The organism is Aeromicrobium sp. MLTX1, from assembly GCF_046452335.1.
Taxonomy (GTDB): Bacteria; Actinomycetota; Actinomycetes; order Propionibacteriales; family Nocardioidaceae; genus Aeromicrobium.
On record NZ_JBKFDN010000001.1, the window covers coordinates 937958 to 957493 of the forward strand.

22 protein-coding genes are annotated in these 19536 nt (G+C 71.8%); 8 read left to right on the top strand and 14 right to left on the bottom strand.

Annotation, left to right across the window (positions count from 1 at the left end):
• Positions 1 to 94: 94 nt before the first annotated feature.
• Complete coding sequence (locus ACK99Q_RS04300) at positions 95 to 745, top strand: NUDIX domain-containing protein (RefSeq protein ID WP_410184998.1); 651 nt, start codon at positions 95 to 97, stop codon at positions 743 to 745.
• A 27-nt stretch (positions 746 to 772) separates the two neighbouring features.
• Here ACK99Q_RS04300 and ACK99Q_RS04305 read toward each other — a convergent pair whose 3' ends face one another.
• Positions 773 to 1690 (bottom strand): HNH endonuclease, encoded by a 918-nt coding sequence (locus tag ACK99Q_RS04305; RefSeq protein ID WP_410184999.1) that lies wholly within the window; start codon positions 1688 to 1690, stop codon positions 773 to 775.
• A gap of 242 nt (positions 1691 to 1932) precedes the next feature.
• Between ACK99Q_RS04305 and ACK99Q_RS04310 the strand changes: the two genes are divergently transcribed.
• From ACK99Q_RS04310 to ACK99Q_RS04325, 4 genes are all read left to right on the top strand, one after another.
• Positions 1933 to 2532: a hypothetical protein gene (locus ACK99Q_RS04310; protein WP_410185000.1), complete on the top strand. Its 600-nt coding sequence runs from the start codon at positions 1933 to 1935 to the stop codon at positions 2530 to 2532.
• Between the two features lie 105 nt (positions 2533 to 2637).
• The gene (locus tag ACK99Q_RS04315) at positions 2638 to 2790 is read left to right on the top strand and encodes a hypothetical protein (protein ID WP_269304422.1); all 153 of its coding nucleotides are present in this window, start codon (positions 2638 to 2640) and stop codon (positions 2788 to 2790) included.
• A 145-nt stretch (positions 2791 to 2935) separates the two neighbouring features.
• Positions 2936 to 3484, top strand: a complete 549-nt coding sequence (locus tag ACK99Q_RS04320; RefSeq protein ID WP_410185001.1) for a hypothetical protein — start codon at positions 2936 to 2938, stop codon at positions 3482 to 3484.
• Positions 3481 to 4212, top strand: coding sequence for a glycosyltransferase (locus tag ACK99Q_RS04325; RefSeq protein WP_410185002.1), 732 nt, complete (start codon positions 3481 to 3483; stop codon positions 4210 to 4212). The genes ACK99Q_RS04320 and ACK99Q_RS04325 overlap by 4 nt, the downstream gene beginning before the upstream one ends.
• Here the strand turns inward: ACK99Q_RS04325 and ACK99Q_RS04330 are convergent.
• The 7 genes from ACK99Q_RS04330 to idi are packed head-to-tail and all read right to left on the bottom strand — an operon-like array spanning position 4205 to position 9862.
• The gene (locus ACK99Q_RS04330) at positions 4205 to 5080 is read right to left on the bottom strand and encodes a prenyltransferase (RefSeq protein ID WP_410185003.1); all 876 of its coding nucleotides are present in this window, start codon (positions 5078 to 5080) and stop codon (positions 4205 to 4207) included. The two genes, ACK99Q_RS04325 and ACK99Q_RS04330, sit on opposite strands and share 8 nt — an antisense overlap.
• A complete protein-coding gene (locus ACK99Q_RS04335; protein WP_410185004.1) occupies positions 5077 to 5400 on the bottom strand; it encodes a lycopene cyclase domain-containing protein in 324 nt (107 codons plus the stop codon). The genes ACK99Q_RS04330 and ACK99Q_RS04335 overlap by 4 nt, the downstream gene beginning before the upstream one ends.
• The gene (locus tag ACK99Q_RS04340; protein ID WP_410185005.1) at positions 5397 to 5723 is read right to left on the bottom strand and encodes a lycopene cyclase domain-containing protein; all 327 of its coding nucleotides are present in this window, start codon (positions 5721 to 5723) and stop codon (positions 5397 to 5399) included. Before ACK99Q_RS04340 ends, ACK99Q_RS04335 begins: the two co-directional genes overlap by 4 nt.
• On the bottom strand, positions 5720 to 7315 hold the full coding sequence (gene crtI, locus ACK99Q_RS04345) for a phytoene desaturase family protein (RefSeq protein WP_410186057.1): 1596 nt from the start codon (positions 7313 to 7315) through the stop codon (positions 5720 to 5722). Before crtI ends, ACK99Q_RS04340 begins: the two co-directional genes overlap by 4 nt.
• Positions 7315 to 8217, bottom strand: coding sequence for a phytoene/squalene synthase family protein (locus ACK99Q_RS04350; RefSeq protein ID WP_410185006.1), 903 nt, complete (start codon positions 8215 to 8217; stop codon positions 7315 to 7317). The genes crtI and ACK99Q_RS04350 overlap by 1 nt, the downstream gene beginning before the upstream one ends.
• Positions 8214 to 9266 (bottom strand): polyprenyl synthetase family protein, encoded by a 1053-nt coding sequence (locus ACK99Q_RS04355; protein WP_410185007.1) that lies wholly within the window; start codon positions 9264 to 9266, stop codon positions 8214 to 8216. The genes ACK99Q_RS04350 and ACK99Q_RS04355 overlap by 4 nt, the downstream gene beginning before the upstream one ends.
• Entirely contained in the window at positions 9263 to 9862 is a 600-nt protein-coding gene (idi, locus tag ACK99Q_RS04360) for an isopentenyl-diphosphate Delta-isomerase (RefSeq protein ID WP_410186058.1), read from the bottom strand. The genes ACK99Q_RS04355 and idi overlap by 4 nt, the downstream gene beginning before the upstream one ends.
• 140 nt (positions 9863 to 10002) lie before the next feature.
• On the opposite strand from idi, the gene ACK99Q_RS04365 reads away from it, so the two are divergent.
• Entirely contained in the window at positions 10003 to 10530 is a 528-nt protein-coding gene (locus tag ACK99Q_RS04365) for a MarR family winged helix-turn-helix transcriptional regulator (protein WP_410185008.1), read from the top strand.
• Between the two features lie 138 nt (positions 10531 to 10668).
• Here the strand turns inward: ACK99Q_RS04365 and ACK99Q_RS04370 are convergent, their stop codons facing one another.
• From ACK99Q_RS04370 to ACK99Q_RS04385, 4 genes are all read right to left on the bottom strand, one after another.
• A complete protein-coding gene (locus ACK99Q_RS04370; protein ID WP_410185009.1) occupies positions 10669 to 11589 on the bottom strand; it encodes an LLM class F420-dependent oxidoreductase in 921 nt (306 codons plus the stop codon).
• Positions 11589 to 12254 carry a hypothetical protein gene (locus ACK99Q_RS04375; RefSeq protein WP_410185010.1) on the bottom strand — a complete coding sequence of 222 codons (666 nt, stop codon included), beginning with the start codon at positions 12252 to 12254 and terminating at the stop codon, positions 11589 to 11591. Before ACK99Q_RS04375 ends, ACK99Q_RS04370 begins: the two co-directional genes overlap by 1 nt.
• Before the next feature lie 62 nt (positions 12255 to 12316).
• Positions 12317 to 13174 carry an oxygenase MpaB family protein gene (locus tag ACK99Q_RS04380; RefSeq protein ID WP_410185011.1) on the bottom strand — a complete coding sequence of 286 codons (858 nt, stop codon included), beginning with the start codon at positions 13172 to 13174 and terminating at the stop codon, positions 12317 to 12319.
• Positions 13175 to 13320: 146 nt separating this feature from the next.
• Entirely contained in the window at positions 13321 to 13803 is a 483-nt protein-coding gene (locus ACK99Q_RS04385) for a universal stress protein (RefSeq protein WP_410185012.1), read from the bottom strand.
• A gap of 113 nt (positions 13804 to 13916) precedes the next feature.
• Here ACK99Q_RS04385 and ACK99Q_RS04390 point away from each other — a divergent pair, with 113 nt between their 5' ends.
• Together ACK99Q_RS04390 and ACK99Q_RS04395 are read left to right on the top strand one after the other, a co-directional pair.
• Positions 13917 to 15068: a GAF domain-containing protein gene (locus ACK99Q_RS04390; RefSeq protein WP_410185013.1), complete on the top strand. Its 1152-nt coding sequence runs from the start codon at positions 13917 to 13919 to the stop codon at positions 15066 to 15068.
• 1 nt (position 15069) lies between these two features.
• Positions 15070 to 15702, top strand: coding sequence for a response regulator (locus ACK99Q_RS04395; RefSeq protein WP_410186059.1), 633 nt, complete (start codon positions 15070 to 15072; stop codon positions 15700 to 15702).
• 10 nt (positions 15703 to 15712) lie between these two features.
• Here the strand turns inward: ACK99Q_RS04395 and ACK99Q_RS04400 are convergent, their stop codons facing one another.
• Positions 15713 to 18391 (bottom strand): dipeptide ABC transporter ATP-binding protein, encoded by a 2679-nt coding sequence (locus tag ACK99Q_RS04400; RefSeq protein WP_410185014.1) that lies wholly within the window; start codon positions 18389 to 18391, stop codon positions 15713 to 15715.
• Positions 18391 to 19473 (bottom strand): ABC transporter permease, encoded by a 1083-nt coding sequence (locus ACK99Q_RS04405; RefSeq protein ID WP_410185015.1) that lies wholly within the window; start codon positions 19471 to 19473, stop codon positions 18391 to 18393. The genes ACK99Q_RS04400 and ACK99Q_RS04405 overlap by 1 nt, the downstream gene beginning before the upstream one ends.
• Positions 19474 to 19536: the final 63 nt, after the last annotated feature.

Sequence of the window (19536 nt, forward strand, 5' to 3'; positions counted from 1 at the left end):
CACCTGTGGGTCAGTCTGTGGACTGAACTACACGCATGTCATTTGCTGTCGAATCTACGATCGTCAACATGCTGAGACTGATCGCGAACGCCCGATGACCGCCGGAATCGACACGCCGGACCGCCGGGGGCGCACTGGCCTGCACCTCACCGGGCGCGACCTGGACCGCAACCCCGACGTCGTCGTGAAAGACGTGGAGGTGCTGGCGAACGACTGGTACGTCCTGCGTGCGACGACGTTCGAGCAGCGGATGTCCGACGGCACGTGGCGCACCGAGCGGCGCGAGACCTACGACCGTGGGGACGGCGCCACGATCCTGCTCTACGACCCCGACGCCAGGACCATCCTGCTGACGCGGCAGTTCCGCTTCCCCGTCTACGTCAACGGTCACCCCGACGGGATGTTGATCGAGACCGCCGCGGGACTGCTCGACGAGGACGACGCCGAGGCCGCGATCCGGCGCGAGGCCGCCGAGGAGACGGGCATCGAGGTCGGGCCCGTGCAGCACGTGTTCGACGTGTTCATGAGCCCCGGCTCCGTCACGGAGCGACTGCACTTCTTCGCCGCGCCCTACCGCTCGGGCGACGCGCACGGGACCCGCCACGGCGTCGCCCACGAGGGCGAGGACATCGAGATCGTCGAGCTCGGCATCGACGAGGCGCGCGCCTCGATCGGCACGGACATCGTCGACGCCAAGACGATCATGCTGATCCAGTGGGCGCTGCTCGACGGTCCCTTCGCCTGAGGCGCTGTGCAACGAGGACCAGTGGGATCAGTTTGCGTCGAGGAATGTCTGGTAGCGAGCCTCGAGCAGCGACGGGTCGGGTAGTTGCGCGCGTCGCTCTGGCAGCACCATCAGCCTCTTGCCGTGGAACTCTTGGATGCCGTGTCGCAGCATCGGCCCGTCGACTTCCTGCAAAACGTCGGCGTTGACGCGGACCTCATACGAGGGCGTAATCCCCACGATCTTCCGGTCATAGGCAGCATGGTGCATCTTGCAGAGCGACAGTCCATTGGTGACCACCGGGCGTCCGCCAGCGCCATCCTCCTGAATGTGGGCAGCGTCGAGGAGATCGCTGTGGCGAAGCGAGCAGACGGCGCAAGACGTGCGGTAGGCGCGCAAGACGGCTGCTCGGAACGGTCGTTGATGCAAGCGGAGCTTGGTGAGTTGCTGACGGTAGGAGGGATCAAGTTCGAGCTCGACCGAAGGCCACGTGATGTCGGGCTGAGGAACCGCGTCGATATCGACGACGAACTGCAGATCTGCTCGCTCCTCGCCGACTAAGTAGATCGGGTAGAGGGCGCTGTAACCGCCACCCTGAACACCCAGCCACCAGATCAGCGGAAGTCGCTCCGCCATGGCCTGTCGGAGTGCGCGGTTCTGATAATGATCGGGATCGTCCCCGCGCATCTTGTAGCGATAGAGACCGTCGACTCCCACGCTGTCGTCGTATGGCCGAAGACCACCCTCGGGCCGATAGACCGTGCGAAATGAGAGCGCAGCTCCCAGCTGGCCCGGCTTCCAGATCCCCTGCTGCGTGGGCATCAGGCGAATGGTCTCTCCAGCCAAGTTCAGGCCGCTGGTGTCTTCCTGCGAGAAAGTCTCGTGGCCCGCCGCTCGCTCGCGGTCGAGCCACGCGAAAGCAGCATGCCGGATGGCAAGCTCGCGCAGCCTTTCCTCAGGAGTCACACCGCGATCATTCCAGGATCGCGGTCCGAGCGTGCCGTCTTTGTCAGGCCTACGGCGAGTCGAGCGCTCGTGGATCGCAGCGACAAGTCAGCCGACGAGTTCGCCGACGTGACTCCTCGCCCGCCGTCTGACCCCGATTCCTCCGACGAGCGGCCTCGTCTCGACTGCGGTACCAAGGAATGAGAGGGCCCGGCGCACCAGCGTCGACCGACGCAGCCGTGGCCCGCGGACGGAGAAGTGCGATGGACAACGTCGACACCTGGGTCTGGATCCTGATCGCCGTCGTGGCGGTCCTGCTGCTGCTGGCGCTCGTGGCCGCGCTGGCGAAGAGGGGGAGCAAGGCCAAGGAGGAGCGCCGACTGGAGCAGGAGCGCCAGCACCGCGAGGAGGCCGCGCGACTGCGCGACGAGGCTCGGGAGGCCTCGGTCACCGCCAACCAGACCGCGGCGGGCGCCGCCGCGGCCCGCGCCGACGCCGACCAGGCGCGCCTCGACGCCGAGCGACTCGAGCGTCAGGCGAAGGATCTCGAGCACGAGGCCCACGAGACCAAGCAGCACGCCGATCACCGCCTGTCGAAGGCCGACGAGATCGACCCGGACGTCACCACCGACGAGCACGGCAACGTGGTGCGTCGCAACGACGCGACCGACCGACCGGTCGCCGGGGAGCAGCACGAGCACCACGTCGGCGAGCGCGCCGTGACGGACGAGAACGGCAACGTCCAGTACGGCGACGGCGACACCCCGCCGGGCGACCAGCACGGCGACGCGCGGTTCGACGAGACCCGCGAGGACGTGCTCCGCTCGGAGCCCGACACCGGACCCGACACGCCGCGCCGCTGAGGGAGGTCGCCCGCTCTCGGTCCTGAATCCGCGCCTCGCGGCTCTCCATCCACACGGACGAGCACGACGACGGAGGACGACATGAGCGAGAGCGAGGCGTGAGCCATGGTCGCCCTGGTGCTCGCGTTCCTGTGCGGCATGGCCTTCACCGTGTCGGTGGCCGTCCTGCTGGCCACCGGCATGGTGACCCGGGCCGTCGCCTCGTTCTCCCTCGCCGAGGAGGACCAGGGAGTGGACGACTTCGCCCACCTCAGGTGACCGCGGCAGGCGCCCGGTTTGTCCCCAGCTGTGCACAGACGTGTGGACAAACCACACGGATGTGATTCCTGCGATTCCGGGCGATTTCCCGGGCCGCGGCGCCCGGGCCCGATCTGCGAAGCTCCATCCTCAGTAGGATGGTCGAATGCCGCTGATCGCCCCCGATGTCCTGCGTGCGGCAGGCGTCGTGAGCGTCGTCGCGGCGACGATCCAGGGCGGCTGGATGGGCTTCGCCCTCTTCTTCCTCGTGCTCGGCGGGCTGTTCATCCCACGCGCCATCGGCACCGGTCCGGCCCTCGACGTCGCCTACTGCACCGCCCTGCTGCTGGGCGGCTGGGCCGCCCAGCTCGACTGGTACGTCGCCGTCCCGGAGCTCGACATCGTGGTGCACGCCGTCGCCACCGGGCTCATCGCCGCGCTCACGTGGCAGGTCCTGGTGAAGGTCGGCGCCCTGCCCGCCCACGACGATCCGCGCATCGCCCGGCCCCGCCTCGGCGCGTTCATCGTCACGATCACCACCGCCGTCGCTCTCGCCGTCGTGTGGGAGTTCCTCGAGTGGATGGGCCACACGTGGCTCGACGACCGCATCCAGGTGGGCTACGACGACACGATCGGCGACCTCGCCGCCGGCGCGCTCGGAGCGCTCGTCGCCGCGCTCGTCGTCAGCCGCACCTCGGTCGCGGAGCCGCGATGACCGGGCCCACCGTCTCGGTGGTCATCCCCGTCCACGACGACGCCGCCGAGCTGGCCGAGTGCCTGCGGCTGCTGGCCGTTCAGACCGTCGCCCCGCTCGAGGTCGTCGTGGTCGACAACGCCAGCACCGACGACTCCGCCGCCGTCGCGACAGCCGCCGGAGCCCGCGTGGTGCCCGAGTCGCGCCTCGGCATCCCGCCCGCCGCCGCCACCGGCTACGACGCCGCCCGCGGCGAGGTGATCGCCCGGCTCGACGCCGACTCGCGCCCCGGCCCCGACTGGATCGCGCAGGTCACCCGCGCCATGGCCGATCCGGAGATCGACGCGGTCACCGGAGCCGGATACTTCCACGACCTCCCGCCCGTCCTGCGCCAGATCGCCACGGCGGTCTACCTCGGCGCCTACTACGTGCTGACCTACCTCGCGCTCGCCCACCATCCGCTCTGGGGATCGAGCATGGCCGTCCGCCGCACCACGTGGGAGCGCGTGCGCGGTCGGGTGCACCGGTTCGACGACGTCCACGACGACATGGACCTCGCCTTCGTGCTGGGACCGGAGTCCGTCATCCGCTACGACCGCTCGCTCCGACTGGCCGTGTCGGGTCGCTCGGTGCGCGGCCGCGCCCAGCTGGCGCGCCGGATGGACCGCGCCGTCACCACACTGCGGCTCAACTGGGCGGAGCGACCGCCGTGGGTGCGCTGGCAGGACCGCTTCCGCGCCCTCAGGTGAGCGTGATCCAGATCAGCAGCTGCGTGACCATGAACCCGGTCAGGAAGTTCAGCCACAGGAAGCGCCGCCACGCGACGTTGGCCTCCTCGCAGGTGGCGTCGGTGATCGAGCGGTAGGGCCAGATGTTCGCCACGTACGGCAGGACGAGCAGCGCGGCCAGCGTGGCCGGCCACGGCAGGAGCAGCAGGCAGACGCCGCCGAGCAGGTAGGCGCCGAGCGCGAACCACGTGGTGCGGCGGGCACCCAGCGCGGTGCCGATCGAGCCGATGCCCGCGGCGCGGTCGGCCATGACGTCCTGCACCGCGCCGAACGCGTGCGAGCCGATGCCCCACGCGAAGAACCCGACCAGCGCGGCCACGACGGGCACGGTGACCTCGACGTCGCTGCCGCGGGCCGCCGCGAGGGCGAGACCGTAGACGGCAGGGCTCACGAAGTGCGTGCTCGACGTGATCGAGTCCAGGAACGGCCGCTCCTTGAACCGCAGCACCGGCGCCGAGTACGCGATGACGGCGAAGATGCTGATCGCCAGCACGAGGTTCGAGACCGCCGAGCCCATCGCGGCGAGCACCACCACGAACGGCACGTTCGTGACGACGGACGACCAGATCGTCAGCCGGTGCACGCGCCGGTCGAGCACGATTCCCTCGACGCCGCCCTTGCGCGGGTTGCGCAGGTCGGACTCGTAGTCGAAGACGTCGTTGATCCCGTACATCATCAGGTTGTAGGGGATGAGGAACCAGAGGCAGCCGATCCAGAACGCCGCGTCGAACCCGCCGTCGGCGAGCAGGTACGCGGCGCCGAAGGGGAACGCCGTGTTGATCCAGGACAGCGGGCGCGAGGAGGCCAGGACCTGCCCGGCGCGACTCACGACCGGTCCTCGGCCGGCTCGCGCGCCGGCGCCAGGAGCAGCAGCAGCGACGAGACGAGGATCGTCGCGGCGATCGGCCACGCGAAGTCCTCGATCGGGGCGAGCCCGACGTGGATCCCGGTGAGCGACTCCTCGTCGAAGCGGAAGAGGTCGGCGGCGATCATGATGCTGTCGAAGACCGCGGTCAGCACGACCAGCGCGAGTGCCGTGAGTCCCGTGGCGGCCCACCAGCGGCGGTCGGGGCGGCGCCTCACCACGGCGACGGCCAGCACCGGCACGGCGGCGGCGGTGAACACGGCGGCCAGGCCCAGGTACGTCATCGCGCGGCTCCCTCACGGTCGAGGACACGTGTGAACAGCCCGTGCAGCACACCGGTGACGTAGCAGAGGAACGCGATGAAGAAGAGCTCCTCCAGCGGCAGCTCGCGGGCGACCTCGATGCCGGTCATGGCGGGAGACTCGCCGCGGCTGTAGACCTCGAGCTGGATCGCCACGAGGTCCCACACCAGGAAGAACACGAACCCGATCCCGAGCACGACCAGCGCCCGGCGCGGCCAGCGGAACAGGAACAGCCGCCAGCGATGGTCGACCAGGCCCATGCAGAAGCCCGCCCCGACGACCGAGGCGAGGTAGAGCCAGCTCACGCGACCACCGTAGTGCCGGACGGCTCCGCGGACGGGCCGGCCGACCGATCGCCGCGCAGGCGCTTCAGCACGAGCTCGGCGCTGATGAGGCACATCGGCAGGCCGATGCCCGGGATCGTGCTGGAACCGGCGTACAGCAGACCGTCCACGTGGCGCGACGCGTTGCGGGCGCGCAGGAACGCGCTCTGGCGCAGCGTGTGCGCGGGACCGAGCGCGCCGCCGGACCACGCGTTGAGGTCGGCCGCGAAGTCGCCGGGGCCCACCGTCCGGCGGACCTTGATGCGCGAGGCGAGGTCGGGCACGCCGGCCCACGTGGAGATCTGCGCGATGGCGGCGTCTGCGGTCTTCTCGATGACGGGATCGCCCGCTCCGTCGACACCACCGCGACCGAGGCCGACGTCGGCCGGCACCGGCACGAGGACGAACACGTTCTCGTCGCCCGAAGGCGCGACCGTGGGGTCGGTGGCCGACGGCTTGCAGACGTAGGACGAGGCCGGGTCGGGCACGCGACCGGGCCGGCCGAGGACGTCGTCGAAGTTCGACGCCCAGTCCTGCGTGAAGAACATCGTGTGGTGCGCCAGCTGCGGCAGCTCGCCCTCCACACCGAGGTACGCCAGCACGGCACCGGGCCCGGGGTCGCGTCGGCGCCACCAGGACTCGGGGTACGTGCGCAGGTGCTCGGGCAGGAGCCGGGTCTCGAGGTGGTGCAGGTCGGTCGCGCCCACGACGACGTCCGCGCCGATCCACTCGATGCGCTCCGCGGTGCGGAAGGTGACGCCCTCGACGCGCGCCCGTGCACCCGGGACGAAGGGCGGACGATCGGACGCGACGGTGTCGATGCCGATCACCGTGGCGCCGGTGTGGATCCGCACCCCGCGCGCCCGCGCGAGGGCGGCGATCGCGTCGATCAGCGTGGAGAAGCCGCCCTGCGGGTAGAGCACGCCGCCGGCGAGGTCCATGCCGCTCATCAGGTGGTACATGCTCGGCGCGCGCGACGGTGACGAGCCGAGGAAGACCGCGGGATAGCCCAGGATCTGGCGCAGCCGGACGTCGTCGAACCGCGAGGCCACGTGCGACTCGAGCGACCGGCCCAGCAGGCCCGCCAGCTGCGGCGCCCGGCGCAGCACGTCGGCGTGCGCGAGGTTCGCCGGCCGGTCGAAGCTCGTGTAGAGGAAGTGGTCCACCGCCATCGCGAGCGCGTCGTCGGCCGAGTCGAGGTACTGCTCGAGGCGCTGACCGGCGCCCGGCTCGATCGCGTCGAACAGGGCCACGTTCTGCGCTCGCGTGGTGAGCACGTCGACCGGATCGGCGTGACCCTCGAAGAAGACGCGGTAGGCCGGGTCGAGCTGGACGAGGTCGAGCTGCTCCGCGGCCGAGGTGCCGAGCAGGCGGAAGAAGTGGTCGAAGACCTCGGGCATGAGGTACCAGGAGGGACCGGTGTCGAACCGGAACCCGCCCTGCTCCCAGGTGCCGGCGCGACCGCCGACCTCGTCACGCTGCTCCAGCAGGTCGACGGACCAGCCGTCGGCCGCGAGCAGCGCGGCGGTGGCGAGCCCCGAGATCCCGCCGCCGATGACCGTGACGCGCCCCATCACACGCCCACCGTGACCGCGCGTGCGACGACCCGGGCCTTGGACGGGCCGGGGACGCGAATCCGCTCGGACCTGATCTGCTCGGGCGAGGCGTTGCGCAGCCGGCGCGAGAGCTCGGCGAACAGTGCGTGCGCGGCGGCCACCGCCCGACGGCTGCCGGACGGCAGCTGCGGGATCACGGCTGCGGCGGCCGCGAGATCGGCGTCGATGTCGTCCAGCAGACGGTCGCGCATGGCCACGTCGAAGTGCTCCGGGTCGAGGCCGGGCACGTAGCTGCGGCCGAGATTGTCGCGGTCGTCGCCGAGGTCGCGCAGGAAGTTCACCTTCTGGAAGGCGGCGCCGAGTCGACGCGCGCCCGGAGCCAGTCGCTCGTAGGCGCCGTTGACGTCGGGCTGGTCGAGCAGGAACGCCTTGAGGCACATGAGCCCGACGACCTCGGCCGAGCCGTAGACGTAGGTCGCGAAGCTGGCCTTGTCGTGCTCGGTGCGGAACAGGTCGGTGCGCATCGAGTCGAAGAACGGGTCCACGAGGTCGGTGCCGATCCCGCACGCCCGCGCGGTGCGGGCGAAGGCGTGGACGACGAGGTTCGCGCTGTGACCCGTGCGCATCGCCTCGTGGACCTCGGCCTGCAGCGAGTCGAGCAGCCGCAGCTGCTGGTCGTGGTCGCCCTCGGGTCGTGGCGCGTCGACGATCTCGTCGGCCACCCGCACGAGCGCGTAGATGTTGCAGACCCGCGTGCGGATCGGCTCGGCGAGCAGTCGCGAGGCCAGCGAGAACGAGGTGGAGTACCGCTTGATGACGAGCGCGGCGGCGCCCTCGGCGACCTCGTCGTACAGCGCGTACGCCTCGGTGGCGGCGGTGGAGCCCGACTTCCCGTGCTCGTCGGGGTGCAGGACGCTCATGCCGCACCGGCCCGGGCGGCCCGCGTCAGCGCCGTGGGCGTCATCCGCCAGGCCTGCTCGACGAGCGGGTCGAGCAGCGAGCACTCGAGGCCGAGTGAGCGCGCGTGCTCGCGGGCGACGGTGAGGTGGCCCTCGGCGAGGTCCTCGATGTGGTGGCGCGAGCCGCACTCCTCGAGGGCCTCGCGCACGGCGGCGCCCGCGGCCTCGGTGAGGTCGGGATTCCCCAGGTGCGGGGCGATCCGCGCCCACGCGTCGGTCTGGGAGGCGTGCACCATGAGCGGTGTGCGCTTGCCCTCGCGCAGGTCGCCCAGCGGGTCCTTGCCGGTCTCGGCGGGGTCGCCGAAGATCGCCATCACGTCGTCGTGCAGCTGGAACGCGATGCCGAGGCACCGGCCGATCTCGCCGAGCGCTCGCACCGCGGCGTCGTCGGCTCCCGCGAGCACGGCTCCGGCCTGCAACGGCAGCACGAACGAGTAGACGGCCGTCTTGTGCTCGGTGACGGCGATGGCCTCCTCGGCGCCCGGCATGGCAGGGCTGAGGGCGAGCCGCACGTCCGCCAGCTCGCCCGCGGCCGACGCGTGCAGCGTGGCGTCGAGGAGGTCGAGCAGGCGGTGCGTGGTGGCGGCGTCGACGCCGCACGTGGCCACGGCGCGGATCGCGGCCGCGAGGGCGAGGTCGCCGGCGAGGATCGCACCGGCCCGCGAGTACGTGTCGTGGTCGCCGGGCGCCGTGCCCAGCTCGGCCGCGTCGCTGCGGAAGTGTCCCGGCACGCTGGGACGCCCGCGTCGGGTGTCGTCGTTGTCGATCACGTCGTCGTGGATGACGAAGGCCGTGTGCAGCAGCTCGGTGGCGGCGGCCACGGCATCGACCACCGTCTCGGGCTGGTCGCCGTCGAACGCGGCGTGCACGGTGGTGACGAGCCAGGGCCGGAAGCGCTTGCCGCCCGAGCTGCCGAGCTCGAGCGCGTGCAGCAGGGCCGTGTGGTCACGGTCGAGTCCCGGCACCCGCGCGGAGTACAGCAGCGAGTCGAGCTCGGACTGGAGGGTCATGGGTGGGTCTCCGTCTCGTCCGGCGCCAGCTCGTGCCACGCGCCGGCCTCCTCGATCGCCGCGGCCTGCTCCACGAGCCACGGGCTGAGCGCCCACGGCGCCACCCTCACGGTCTCGCGCAGGTCGGACACGTGCACCCAGCGGTGCTCCTCGACCTCGTCGGGGTGCGGCTTTACGGCTGCGGTGGCCCGGGCGACGAAGACCGGGCAGACCTCGTTCTCCACCACGCCGGAGGCGTCGACCGCGCGGTACGCGAAGTCGGGCAGGACGGGACGGATGGCCTCGGGCTCGAGCCCCAGCTCGCCGCGCCCGTGCCGGCTCACGGCGTCGACGACGTCCTCGCCGGGTCGCGGGTGGCCGCAGAACGAGTTGGTCCACACGCCGGGCCACGACCGCTTCCCCAGGGCGCGCCGCGTGAGCAGCACGCGGCCCTCACCGTCCACGAGGTAGCAGGAGAACGCGAGGTGCAGGGGCGTGTCGGTGCCGTGCACGCCGTGGCGCGGCGCGGTGCCGATGGGCCGGTGATCGTCGTCCAGGAGAACGACGAGGTCGTCGGGGTCGCCGTGGGGCAGCCGGTCGGGCAGGTCCGCGCGCACGGCAGCGGCCGAGGCAGCGGCATCCACTGCGCCGGGCGAGAGGTCGAGCACGGGTTCCACGGTTCCTCCTGGGGACTCTGAAACCGTATTGCTAACCAGTCTAGATATCAACTTATAGAAATAGTGGCTAGCATGGAGCCGTGCCCCTGACCCCACGTACCCCGGTGGCGCCCGCCTACACCGATGACGAGCGCGACCTGCTGCGCGCGGTCCGTGAGCTCGTCCGCGCGGATCGCGAGATGCGGAATCGCCTCAGCGACGCGATGCGCGTCAACCCGACCGACCTGCGCTCGCTGCGTCACGTCATCCGGACGGTCGAGCAGGCGGAGGCCGGCCTCACGGAAGGGGCCCTCCCGGGCGTCACGCCACGGCGTCTCGCCGACCATCTCGGCATCAGCACGGCCGCGGTCACCACGCTCGTCGATCGGCTGGTGGCCTCGGGCCACCTCGAGCGGACGCCGCACCCCACCGACCGCCGCTCGGTGCTGCTCGTGCCCACCGAGCAGGCCCGACGCGAGATGTCGGCGCACCTGGCCGACATGCACGAGCGGATGAAGGCGATCGCAGCCAAGGTGCCGCACGACGCGCGCCCGGCGATCATCGACTTCCTGCAGTCCCTGACGTGGGAGATGGAGCGCGGCACGCTGGAGGTCGGACCGCCGTCCTGAGGACGCGTTGTCCCCATGTGGGGACAACGCTGTGGGTAAACCACACTCGTGTAATTCACCCTGTCCGAGGCCGGAAAAGACGAGGCACCCGGCCGCCGCAGCGGTCCGGGTGCCTCGTCGTTCGAGACTGTCGAGCGATCACACGTGGGGCATGATCTCCTCGGCGACGAGCGCCAGGTGGTCGAGGTCGGCCAGGTCGAGCATCTGCAGGTAGATCCGCTCGGTGCCGGCCTCGGCGAAGGCGCCGATGCGGTCGACGATCTCCGCAGGAGTGCCGGCCAGGCCGTTCTCCCGCAGCTCGTCGACCTCGCGACCGATCGACGCCGCACGGCGGGCGATCTCGGCCTCGTCCGCGCCCGCGCACACCACGAGCGCGTTGGACCAGGCCAGCGTCGCCGGATCCCGCTCGGCCTTCTCACAGGCCTCGCGAACCCGCGAGAACAGCGTGCGCGTCTCCTCCACCGAGACGAACGGCACGTTGAACTCGTCGGCGAACCGTGCGGCGAGCGCCGGGGTGCGGCGCTTGCCCTTGCCGCCGACGATCACCGGAATCCGCTCCTGCGCCGGCTTGGGGAGGGCCGGCGAGTCGGAGATCGTGTAGTGCTCGCCGTCGAACGAGTACGAGCCGGTGGTGTCGGCCCAGAGCCCGGTGATGATCTCGAGCTGCTCCTCCAGGCGGTCGAAGCGCTCCGGGGTGTCGGGGAAGCCGATTCCGTACGCCCGGTGCTCGGCGTCGAACCAGCCGGCGCCGAGGCCGAACTCCACCCGGCCCCCGCTCATCTGGTCGACGCCGGCCACGGTCACCGCCAGCGGTCCAGGCAGCCGGAACGTCGCGCTGGTGACCAGCGTGCCGAGCCGGATGGTGGACGTCTCGCGGGCCAGACCCGCGAGCGTGGTCCATGCGTCGGTCGGTCCGGGCAGCCCGTCCCCGCCCATCGCGAGGTAGTGGTCGGAGCGGAAGAACGCGTCGAAGCCCAGCCGTTCGGCCTCCTGCGCGACCGCGAGGAGGTCGTCGTACGAGGCGCCCTGCTGGGGCTCGGTGAAGATCCTCAGCCGCATCAGGCGCGCGAGTCCGGCTCGTCGGTGCCGAGCGGGTTCGGCGACGCGAGGTCGTCGGAGCCGGCCTCGTCGATGTCGAACGGCGCCTTCTCGTCGGCCTTGCTCGCGTCGGCGCGCAGGCCCTCCGAGCTGGTGCTGTAGGCGAGGGTCGTGGCGTCGGCCTCGGGTGCCTCCGAGGGCTCCGAGGTCGTGCCCGAGGTCTTGTCGGGGCTCGTGCTCGGGGGCGTGCTCGTGGTCGGCGTGGCGGACCCGAAGCTGGCGGCGGCGACGGTGGCCGGCCCCGGGGCGGGGGTCGGCGTGGCGTCGCTCGAGGCGTCGTCCTTCGAGAAGTCGGCGGCGGTCTTGACCTTCTCGGTCGCGGTGTCGGAGGCGTCCTTGGCCTGGCTCGTCACGTCCTTCGCCTTGTCCGCCACGGTGCCGGAGACGTCCTTGGCCTTCTCGGCGACGGTGCCCGAGACGTCCTTCGCGGTCTCGGCGACCCGGTGACCGGCCTCGGCGGCGGCGGCCTTGGCGGTGTCCTGGGCCTTGTGGGCGGTCGTCTGCACCGGCTCGGTGTTCCACACCTTCTCGGCCTGACGCTTGATCTGCTCGTAGCGGCCGCGGCCGGCGCGGGTTCCGAGGACGTATCCGACGGCAGCGGCCGTCAGCAGCGCAAGCTTCTTCACGAGGAATCACTCCTAGATGTCGGGTGGCAACTCCTCCATTGTGTCGTGCATCGGGCCGATCCTCATGTCGTGGAGCGCGCGGGCGGGGCCATCGCCCAGCCGATCGCGCGCGTGACGGCGACGCCGCCGGCGCGCACGGCAGTGGCCTCGGTCACCGGCAGCCTCGGGAGTCGCAGGGGCCGGCGGGCGAAGCGCGGCAGCAGCCCGACCGCGGCCGCCGCGAGCATCCCGTAAGGGGCACGCACGGTCCACGGCACGGGCGGGTGGATGAGCATGAAGCGGGCGGCCGCGCGCGCGGCGGGCGTGCTCTCGAGCTCGGGTCGGTACGCCCGGAGCGTCTCGCGCAGCTGATCGACGTCCTCGGGCACGTCGGTGGCGCCGAGCAGGCGTGCGGTGATCGCGGCCTGGGCCACGTACCGGTCGCGCTCGGCCGGGGTCAGGGGCGTCGAGCCGTAGCGGTCGTGCGCGCGCAGGAAGGAGTCGATCTCGGCGACGTGCACCCAGCGCAGCAGGTGCGGGTCGGAGGCGGCGTACGGACGGCCATCGGGCGCGGTGCCGGTGACGCGCTCGTGGATCCCCCGCACGGCGGCGATCGTGCGGTCGGCGTGCTCGATCGTCCCGAAGGTGGTCATCGCGATGAAGCCGCTCGTGCGCTGCAGGCGTCCCCACGGGTCGCCGCGGAAGCCCGAGTGCTGGTCGACGCCGGCCATCGCCAACGGGTGCAGCGACTGCAGCAGCAGCGCGCGGATCCCGCCGACGAACATCGAGGCGTCGCCGTGCACGCGCCACACGGGGTCGTCGGGCGCGAACCGCCGCGGACCGGGCGTGCCGTGGATGCGGTCGCGACGTCCCTCGCCCTCGGGGCCGGCCACGCGGGCGAAGATCGCCGCACCGGCGTGGCCGCGGACGCGCTCGATCATGACGCCAACGTAGCCCCGGCGGCGTGGGGTCGCCGCCGGGACTGCGGGCGGGAGGGCCTCCGGGGGGTGAGGCCTCCACGTCGGCCGGCGCCGGGAAGGGGGCGCGGGCCGGGAGGGCGGCCGGTGGTGCTCCCGGCCGCCGTGACTCAGTGCTCGACGAGCTCGTCCGCCGATTCGACGTCCACCGTCTCGGCGGTGGAGGTCGTCGGCACCGCGACGACGACGCACTGCGCGTGGGTGAGGCAGTAGTGGCTCACCGAGCCGAACAGGACCCGGCTGATGCCGGTGTGCACGCGGGTGCCGACGACGAGCATGGCCGCGTCGCGCGAGGCGTCGACGAGGGTCGGGCCGGGGGCGCCCTGCACGACGTCGATGCGACGGGGACGACCCTGCGCGTCCTGCGCGCCGATCGTGTCGGCCACCCAGCGGGCGGCGTTCGAGCGGGCGTCGGTCTCGTAGGCCAGCCACGGCACCTCGGCGCCGGCCATCGCGACGGCCGCGTCGATCTGCCAGACGTGCACGATCTTGAGGTCGGCGCCGCGCAGGTCGGCCTCACGGGCGGCCCAGCTCAGGGCGGCCGTTCCGGCGGGGGTCTCGTCGACACCGACGACGATGGTGTTGGTGCTCATGGACTCGTTCCTTTCTGACACCTCCATCGTGCCGCGCGCGCCGGCTCGGGAGCAGGGCCGAAGGTCACGAGTTCTCGGGACCTCGGGCCCGTGGCCCTCGGTACGGTGAGCGCGTGGATGAACAGGACCGGAAGCGCTGGGAGCACATCGTCGAGGCGGCGGTGGCGGTGACGTCCGACCTCGATCTGGACAGCCTGCTGGCCCGCATCATCGAGCTGGCCCGCGACCTGACCGGTGCGCGCTACGGCGCCCTCGGCGTCCTCGGGACCGACCCCGACGAGGGCCTCGTCGAGTTCCTGACGCAGGGCATCGACGACGAGACCGCCGCCGAGATCGGTGCCCTGCCGCGCGGCGCCGGAGTCCTCGGCGTGGTCCTGCGTGGCGGCGTGCCGCTGCGGCTCGACGACGTGGCCTCGCACCCCGACTCGGTGGGCTTCCCGCCGCACCACCCGCCGATGGGCGCCTTCCTCGGGGTGCCGATCCGGATCGACGGGCGGGTGTTCGGCGACCTCTACCTGACCGAGAAGGCGGGAGGGTTCAGCGAGGACGACGAGCGGCTGGTCACCGGCCTGGCCGCCGTCGCGGGCACGGCGATCGCCAACGCGCGGCTGTTCGACGAGCTGGCCACGACGCGCGCCGAGCTGGCCCGGATGGCCGTGGTGGAGGACCGCAACCGGATCGCGCGCGACCTGCACGACCTCGTCATCGGGCGGCTGTTCGCGGTGGGCCTGTCGCTCGACCGGATCGCCCGTCACGTGGACGAGCCCTGGGCCGGCCGGGCCTCGCAGGCCGTGGACGACGTCGACCGCGCCATCGCCGACCTGCGCGGCGCGATCTTCGCGCTCGGCTCCGACGCCGCCACCGACGAGGCGCGGCTGGTCCGGCTGCTCAAGGCCACCGCGGCGCCGCTGGGCTTCCCGCCGTCCATCGACATCGAGGGCGACCTCGGCCTGCTCGACATCGGGCGCCGCAGCGACGTGCACGCCGTGATGAACGAGGCGCTCGCGAACGTCATCCGTCACGCGAGCGCGACGTCGGTGCGGCTGCACCTCGTCGTCGCGCCCGAGAGTGTCGTCGCGGAGATCACCGACGACGGCGTCGGGATGGGCGACCAGCAGCCCGCGAGCGGCCTCGCCAACCTGCGTGAGCGCGCCGAGCGGTCGGGAGGATCCCTGCTGATCGAGCCAGGTCCGGGCGGTCGGGGCACGCGCGTGACGTGGGGGGTCCCGCTCGAGAGCACCGAGCCCGCGGTCGACCTTCCGTAGGCTGACCCCCGTGAGCGAACCCATCCGCGTCTTCCTGCTCGACGACCACGAGGTCGTGCGGCGCGGCGTCGGCGACCTGCTCGAGGACTCGGGCGTCATCACGGTGGTCGGTCAGGCCGGCACCGTCGCCGAGGCCGCCACGCAGATCGAGAGCCTCCAGCCCGACGTCGCGGTCCTCGACGCGCGGCTGCCCGACGGCTCGGGCATCGAGCTGTGCCGCCGCGTGCGGATCATGGCGCCGCGCACGTCCGTGCTGATCCTGACGTCGTACGAGGACGACGAGGCGCTCTTCGACGCGATCATGGCGGGCGCCTCCGGATTCCTGCTCAAGCAGGTGCGCGGCAACGACCTGGTCGACGCGGTCCAGCGGGTCGCGGCGGGGCAGTCGCTGCTCGACCCCGCCATGACCCGCGCGGTGCTCGACCGGCTGCGCCGCCAGGACGAGCCCGACCCGCTCGCCGAGCTCACCGCGCAGGAGCGCAAGGTCTTCGACGAGCTGCGCCTCGGCCGCTCCAACCGCGAGATCGCCGAGACCCTCTTCCTCTCGGAGAAGACGGTGAAGAACTACGTCTCCACCGTCCTCTCCAAGCTGGGCCTCGAGCGCCGCGCCCAAGTCGCCGCCTGGGACCGCTGACGGTCCGGCGTCAGGCCCCCGTGAGGAGGTCGCCGCGCTCGGCGCGACGGCGACGCTGCTCCACCGGGTCGGGCACCGGCACGGCGGCGATGAGGCTGCGCGTGTAGTCCTCCGTGGGCCGGCGCAGCACCTGGTCGCGCGGGCCGAGCTCCACGAGACGCCCGCGCTGCATGACCGCCACCCGGTTCGCGAGCCGGTCCACGACGGCGAGGTCGTGCGTGATGAACAGGCACGCGAACTGCAGGCGCTGCTGCAGGTCGAGGAACAGCTCGAGCACGCGCGCCTGCACCGAGACGTCGAGCGCCGAGGTGGGCTCGTCCGCGATGAGCAGGTCGGGCTCGAGCGCGAGGGCGCGCGCCAGGCTGATGCGCTGGCGCTGGCCGCCCGACAGCTCGTGCGGGTACCGCTCGGCGAAGTCGCGCGGCAGCTCCACCGAGTCGAGCAGGCCCTGGACCTTCTCCCGCACCTGCGCGTCGGAGAGGTCGGTGTGCACCCGCAGCGGCTCGGCGATGCAGTCGAGGATCGACATCCGCGGGTTCAGCGAGGAGGCCGGGTCCTGGAACACGAACCCGAACCGGCGGCGGAACGGGCGCAGCTCGGCGTCGCTCAGTCCCGAGATCTGCTCGCCGCCGACGCGCACGATGCCCGAGGTCGGCTGCTGCAGGCCCACGGCGGTGCGGCCCAGCGTGGACTTGCCCGAGCCGGACTCGCCCACGAGACCGAGGACCTCGCCGCGGTGCACCTGCAGGCTCACGTGGTCGACGGCGCGGAAGGTGGGCTCGCCCCAGCCGCCCGGGAACTCCACCACGATGTCGTCGAGGTCGAGCACGACGGGCGCGTTCTCCAGCGGCGCCGGACCCGCGTCGCCCTCGACGACCTTCGGACGGCCCAGGTGCGGGACGGACTCCAGCAGTGCCCGCGTGTACGGGTGCTCGGGAGCGGAGAACAGCCGGTCGACCGGCGCCTGCTCGACGATCGTGCCCCGGTACATGACCACGACGCGGTCGGCGATGTCGGCGACGACGCCCATGTTGTGGGTGATCAGCACGATCGCCGTGCCGAGCCGGTTCCGCAGGTCGAGCAGCAGCTCGAGGATCGCGGCCTGCACCGTCACGTCGAGGGCCGTGGTGGGCTCGTCGGCGACGATCACGTCGGGCTCGCAGGCGATCGCGATCGCGATGACCACGCGCTGCTTCTGCCCGCCGGACAGCTGGTGCGGGTAGTAGTCGACGCGCCGCTCGGGGTCGGGCAGGCCAACCAGCTCGAGCAGCTCGATCGCGCGCTTCTTCGCCTCGGACTTGCTGGTCTCGCGGTGGGCGCGGATCGCCTCGATGATCTGCCAGCCGACGGTGCGCACGGGGTCGAGCGCGGTCGAGGGCTCCTGGAAGACCATCGAGATCTCGTCGCCACGGATGGGCCGCAGCGCCTGCGGGCTCATGCCGATGAGCTCGCGCTCGTCGGCACCGCCCGTGCGCAGCACCGCGGAGCCGTCGACCTTCGCGGTGCTCGGCAGCAGGCCCATGACGGCACGCGAGGTGACCGACTTGCCCGAGCCGGACTCGCCGACCACCGCGACGACCTCGCCGGGCTCGACGTCGAAGCCGACCCCGTCCACCGCGACCACGCGTCCCGCGTCGGTGCCGAAGCTGATCCGTAGGTCGGACAGCGACAGGACCGCTGTCCGGTGGGGCGGCTCCGCGGCAGCCGAGGTCCCGGCCAGGTCGTCGCCCAGCTCGGGCGCGGCGGAGAGGTCCTCGGCCAGCTCGACCTCGAGCTCGCCCTCGGCCTTGTCGGCGGCGCGGGTGCGCAGCAGCGGGTTGGTGATGTCGTTGAGGCTCTCGCCGAGCAGCGTCACGCCGAGGACGACCAGCACGATGGCCAGGCCCGGGTAGAGGCCCGTCCACCAGATGTCGTTGGTCGCGTCGGGCATGGCCTTGTTGAGGTCGTAGCCCCATTCGGCGGCGGCCGACGGCTCGATGCCGAAGCCGAGGAAGCCCAGGGCCGCGAGGGTCAGGATCGCCTCCGACGCGTTCAGCGTGGCGATGACCGGGAGCGTCTGCGCCACGTTGGACAGGATGTGGCGGAACAGCACGCGCGGGGTGCGCACGCCGACGACCTTCGCGGCGTCGACGTACGGCTCGGTCTTCACCGAGACGGTCGCGTTGCGGATCACGCGGTAGTACTGCGGGATGAAGATGACGGTGATCGAGATCGCCGCCGACGCGATGCCGCCGAGCGCACCGCTGGATCCGCCCGAGACCACGATCGACACGACGATCGCCAGCAGCAGCGACGGGAACGAGTACAGCGCGTCCATGATCAGCACGAGCGTCTTGTCGAGCCAGCCGCCGAGGTAGCCCGAGACGAGACCGAGCGGCACGCCGATCACGCTCGACACGATCACGGCCAGGACGATGACCTCCATCGCCGTGCGGGCGCCGTAGACCACGCGCGACAGCACGTCGGCGCCGCCGACGGTGGTGCCGAACAGGTGGTCGGCGCTCGGCGGCTGCTGCGTGCCGAACAGCACGCCGTCGTCGCCGCGCACCTGGTTGAAGTCGTAGGGCGCGATCCACGGCGCGAAGACCGCGAGCACGAGGAAGAACAGGATCAGCCCGACGCCGAGCAGCAGCATGAAGCGCTGCAGGCCGTGGGACTGCTGGATGACGGAGCGACCGGGGTAGCGCATCAGAACCTCACTCGGGGGTCGACGAGCGCCACGATGGCGTCGATGAGGAAGCTCGCGATGCACACGACGAACGCGATCGCGGTGACGATGCCCTGCACGGCGAGGAAATCGCGCCGGATGAGGTACTGCGCCAGCTCGTAGCCGATGCCCTTCCACTCGAACGTGGTCTCGGTCAGCACCGCGCCACCCAGCAGGATCGCGATCTGCATGCCCATCACCGTGACGACGGGGACGAGCGCGTTGCGGAAGGCATGCTTGCGCTCGACCTGCCGCTCCGAGACGCCGCGGGCGCGGGCGGCGGTGACGTAGTCCGCGCGCAGCGTTTGCAGCAGGTTCACGCGCACGAGGCGCAGGAAGATTCCGCCGGTGAGCAGGCCGAGGGCGATCGCCGGCAGCACGGCGTGCTGCAGGACGTCCCAGATGTACTCGGGCTCGCCCCACAGGATGGCGTCGATGATCATGATGTTCGTCTGCGGCTCGACCTTGGCGAGCGTCAGCTCGGTGGCCGTCGAGGCCCGGCCCGAGGTGGGCCAGCCGAACGGCGCGACGGCCAGCTTGAGCAGCAGGCCGACGAAGAAGACGGGCGCGGCGTAGGCGACGATCGCGAACAGCCGCAGCAGCACGTCGGGGCCGCGGTCGCGGTGGCGCGCGGCGATGCGACCGAGCGGGATGCCCACCGAGAACGCCACGAGCAGCGCCCAGAACGTGAGCTCCAGCGTGGCCGCGCCGTTGACGATGAGGATGTCGGTGACCTCGCGGTTGTCCGTGAGGGTCGTGCCGAAGTCGCCGCGCAGGATGTTGCCGAGGTACTCGACGTACTGCACGAGGATCGGTCGGTCGAGGCCCGCCTCGGCCTTGCGCTCGGCGATCTGCTCGGGGGTGAGGCGGCCGCCCTGCGCCGCGGTGATCGGGTCGCCGATCACGCGCATCAGGAAGAACACGACGGTGACGAGCACCCACAGCATGGGGACGATGAGCGCGAGCCGGATCAGCAGGTACCGCGCGAGCGGGCTGAGGCCGCCGCGGCGACCGGGGGGTTCGGCCGACGGTGTGTCGGCGGCGACGAGGACGTCTGTGGTCACGCTGCACTCCTCCTACGTGGAAGCGGGGCCCCGGCACGCGCTGGGCGTGCCGGGACCCCGGTT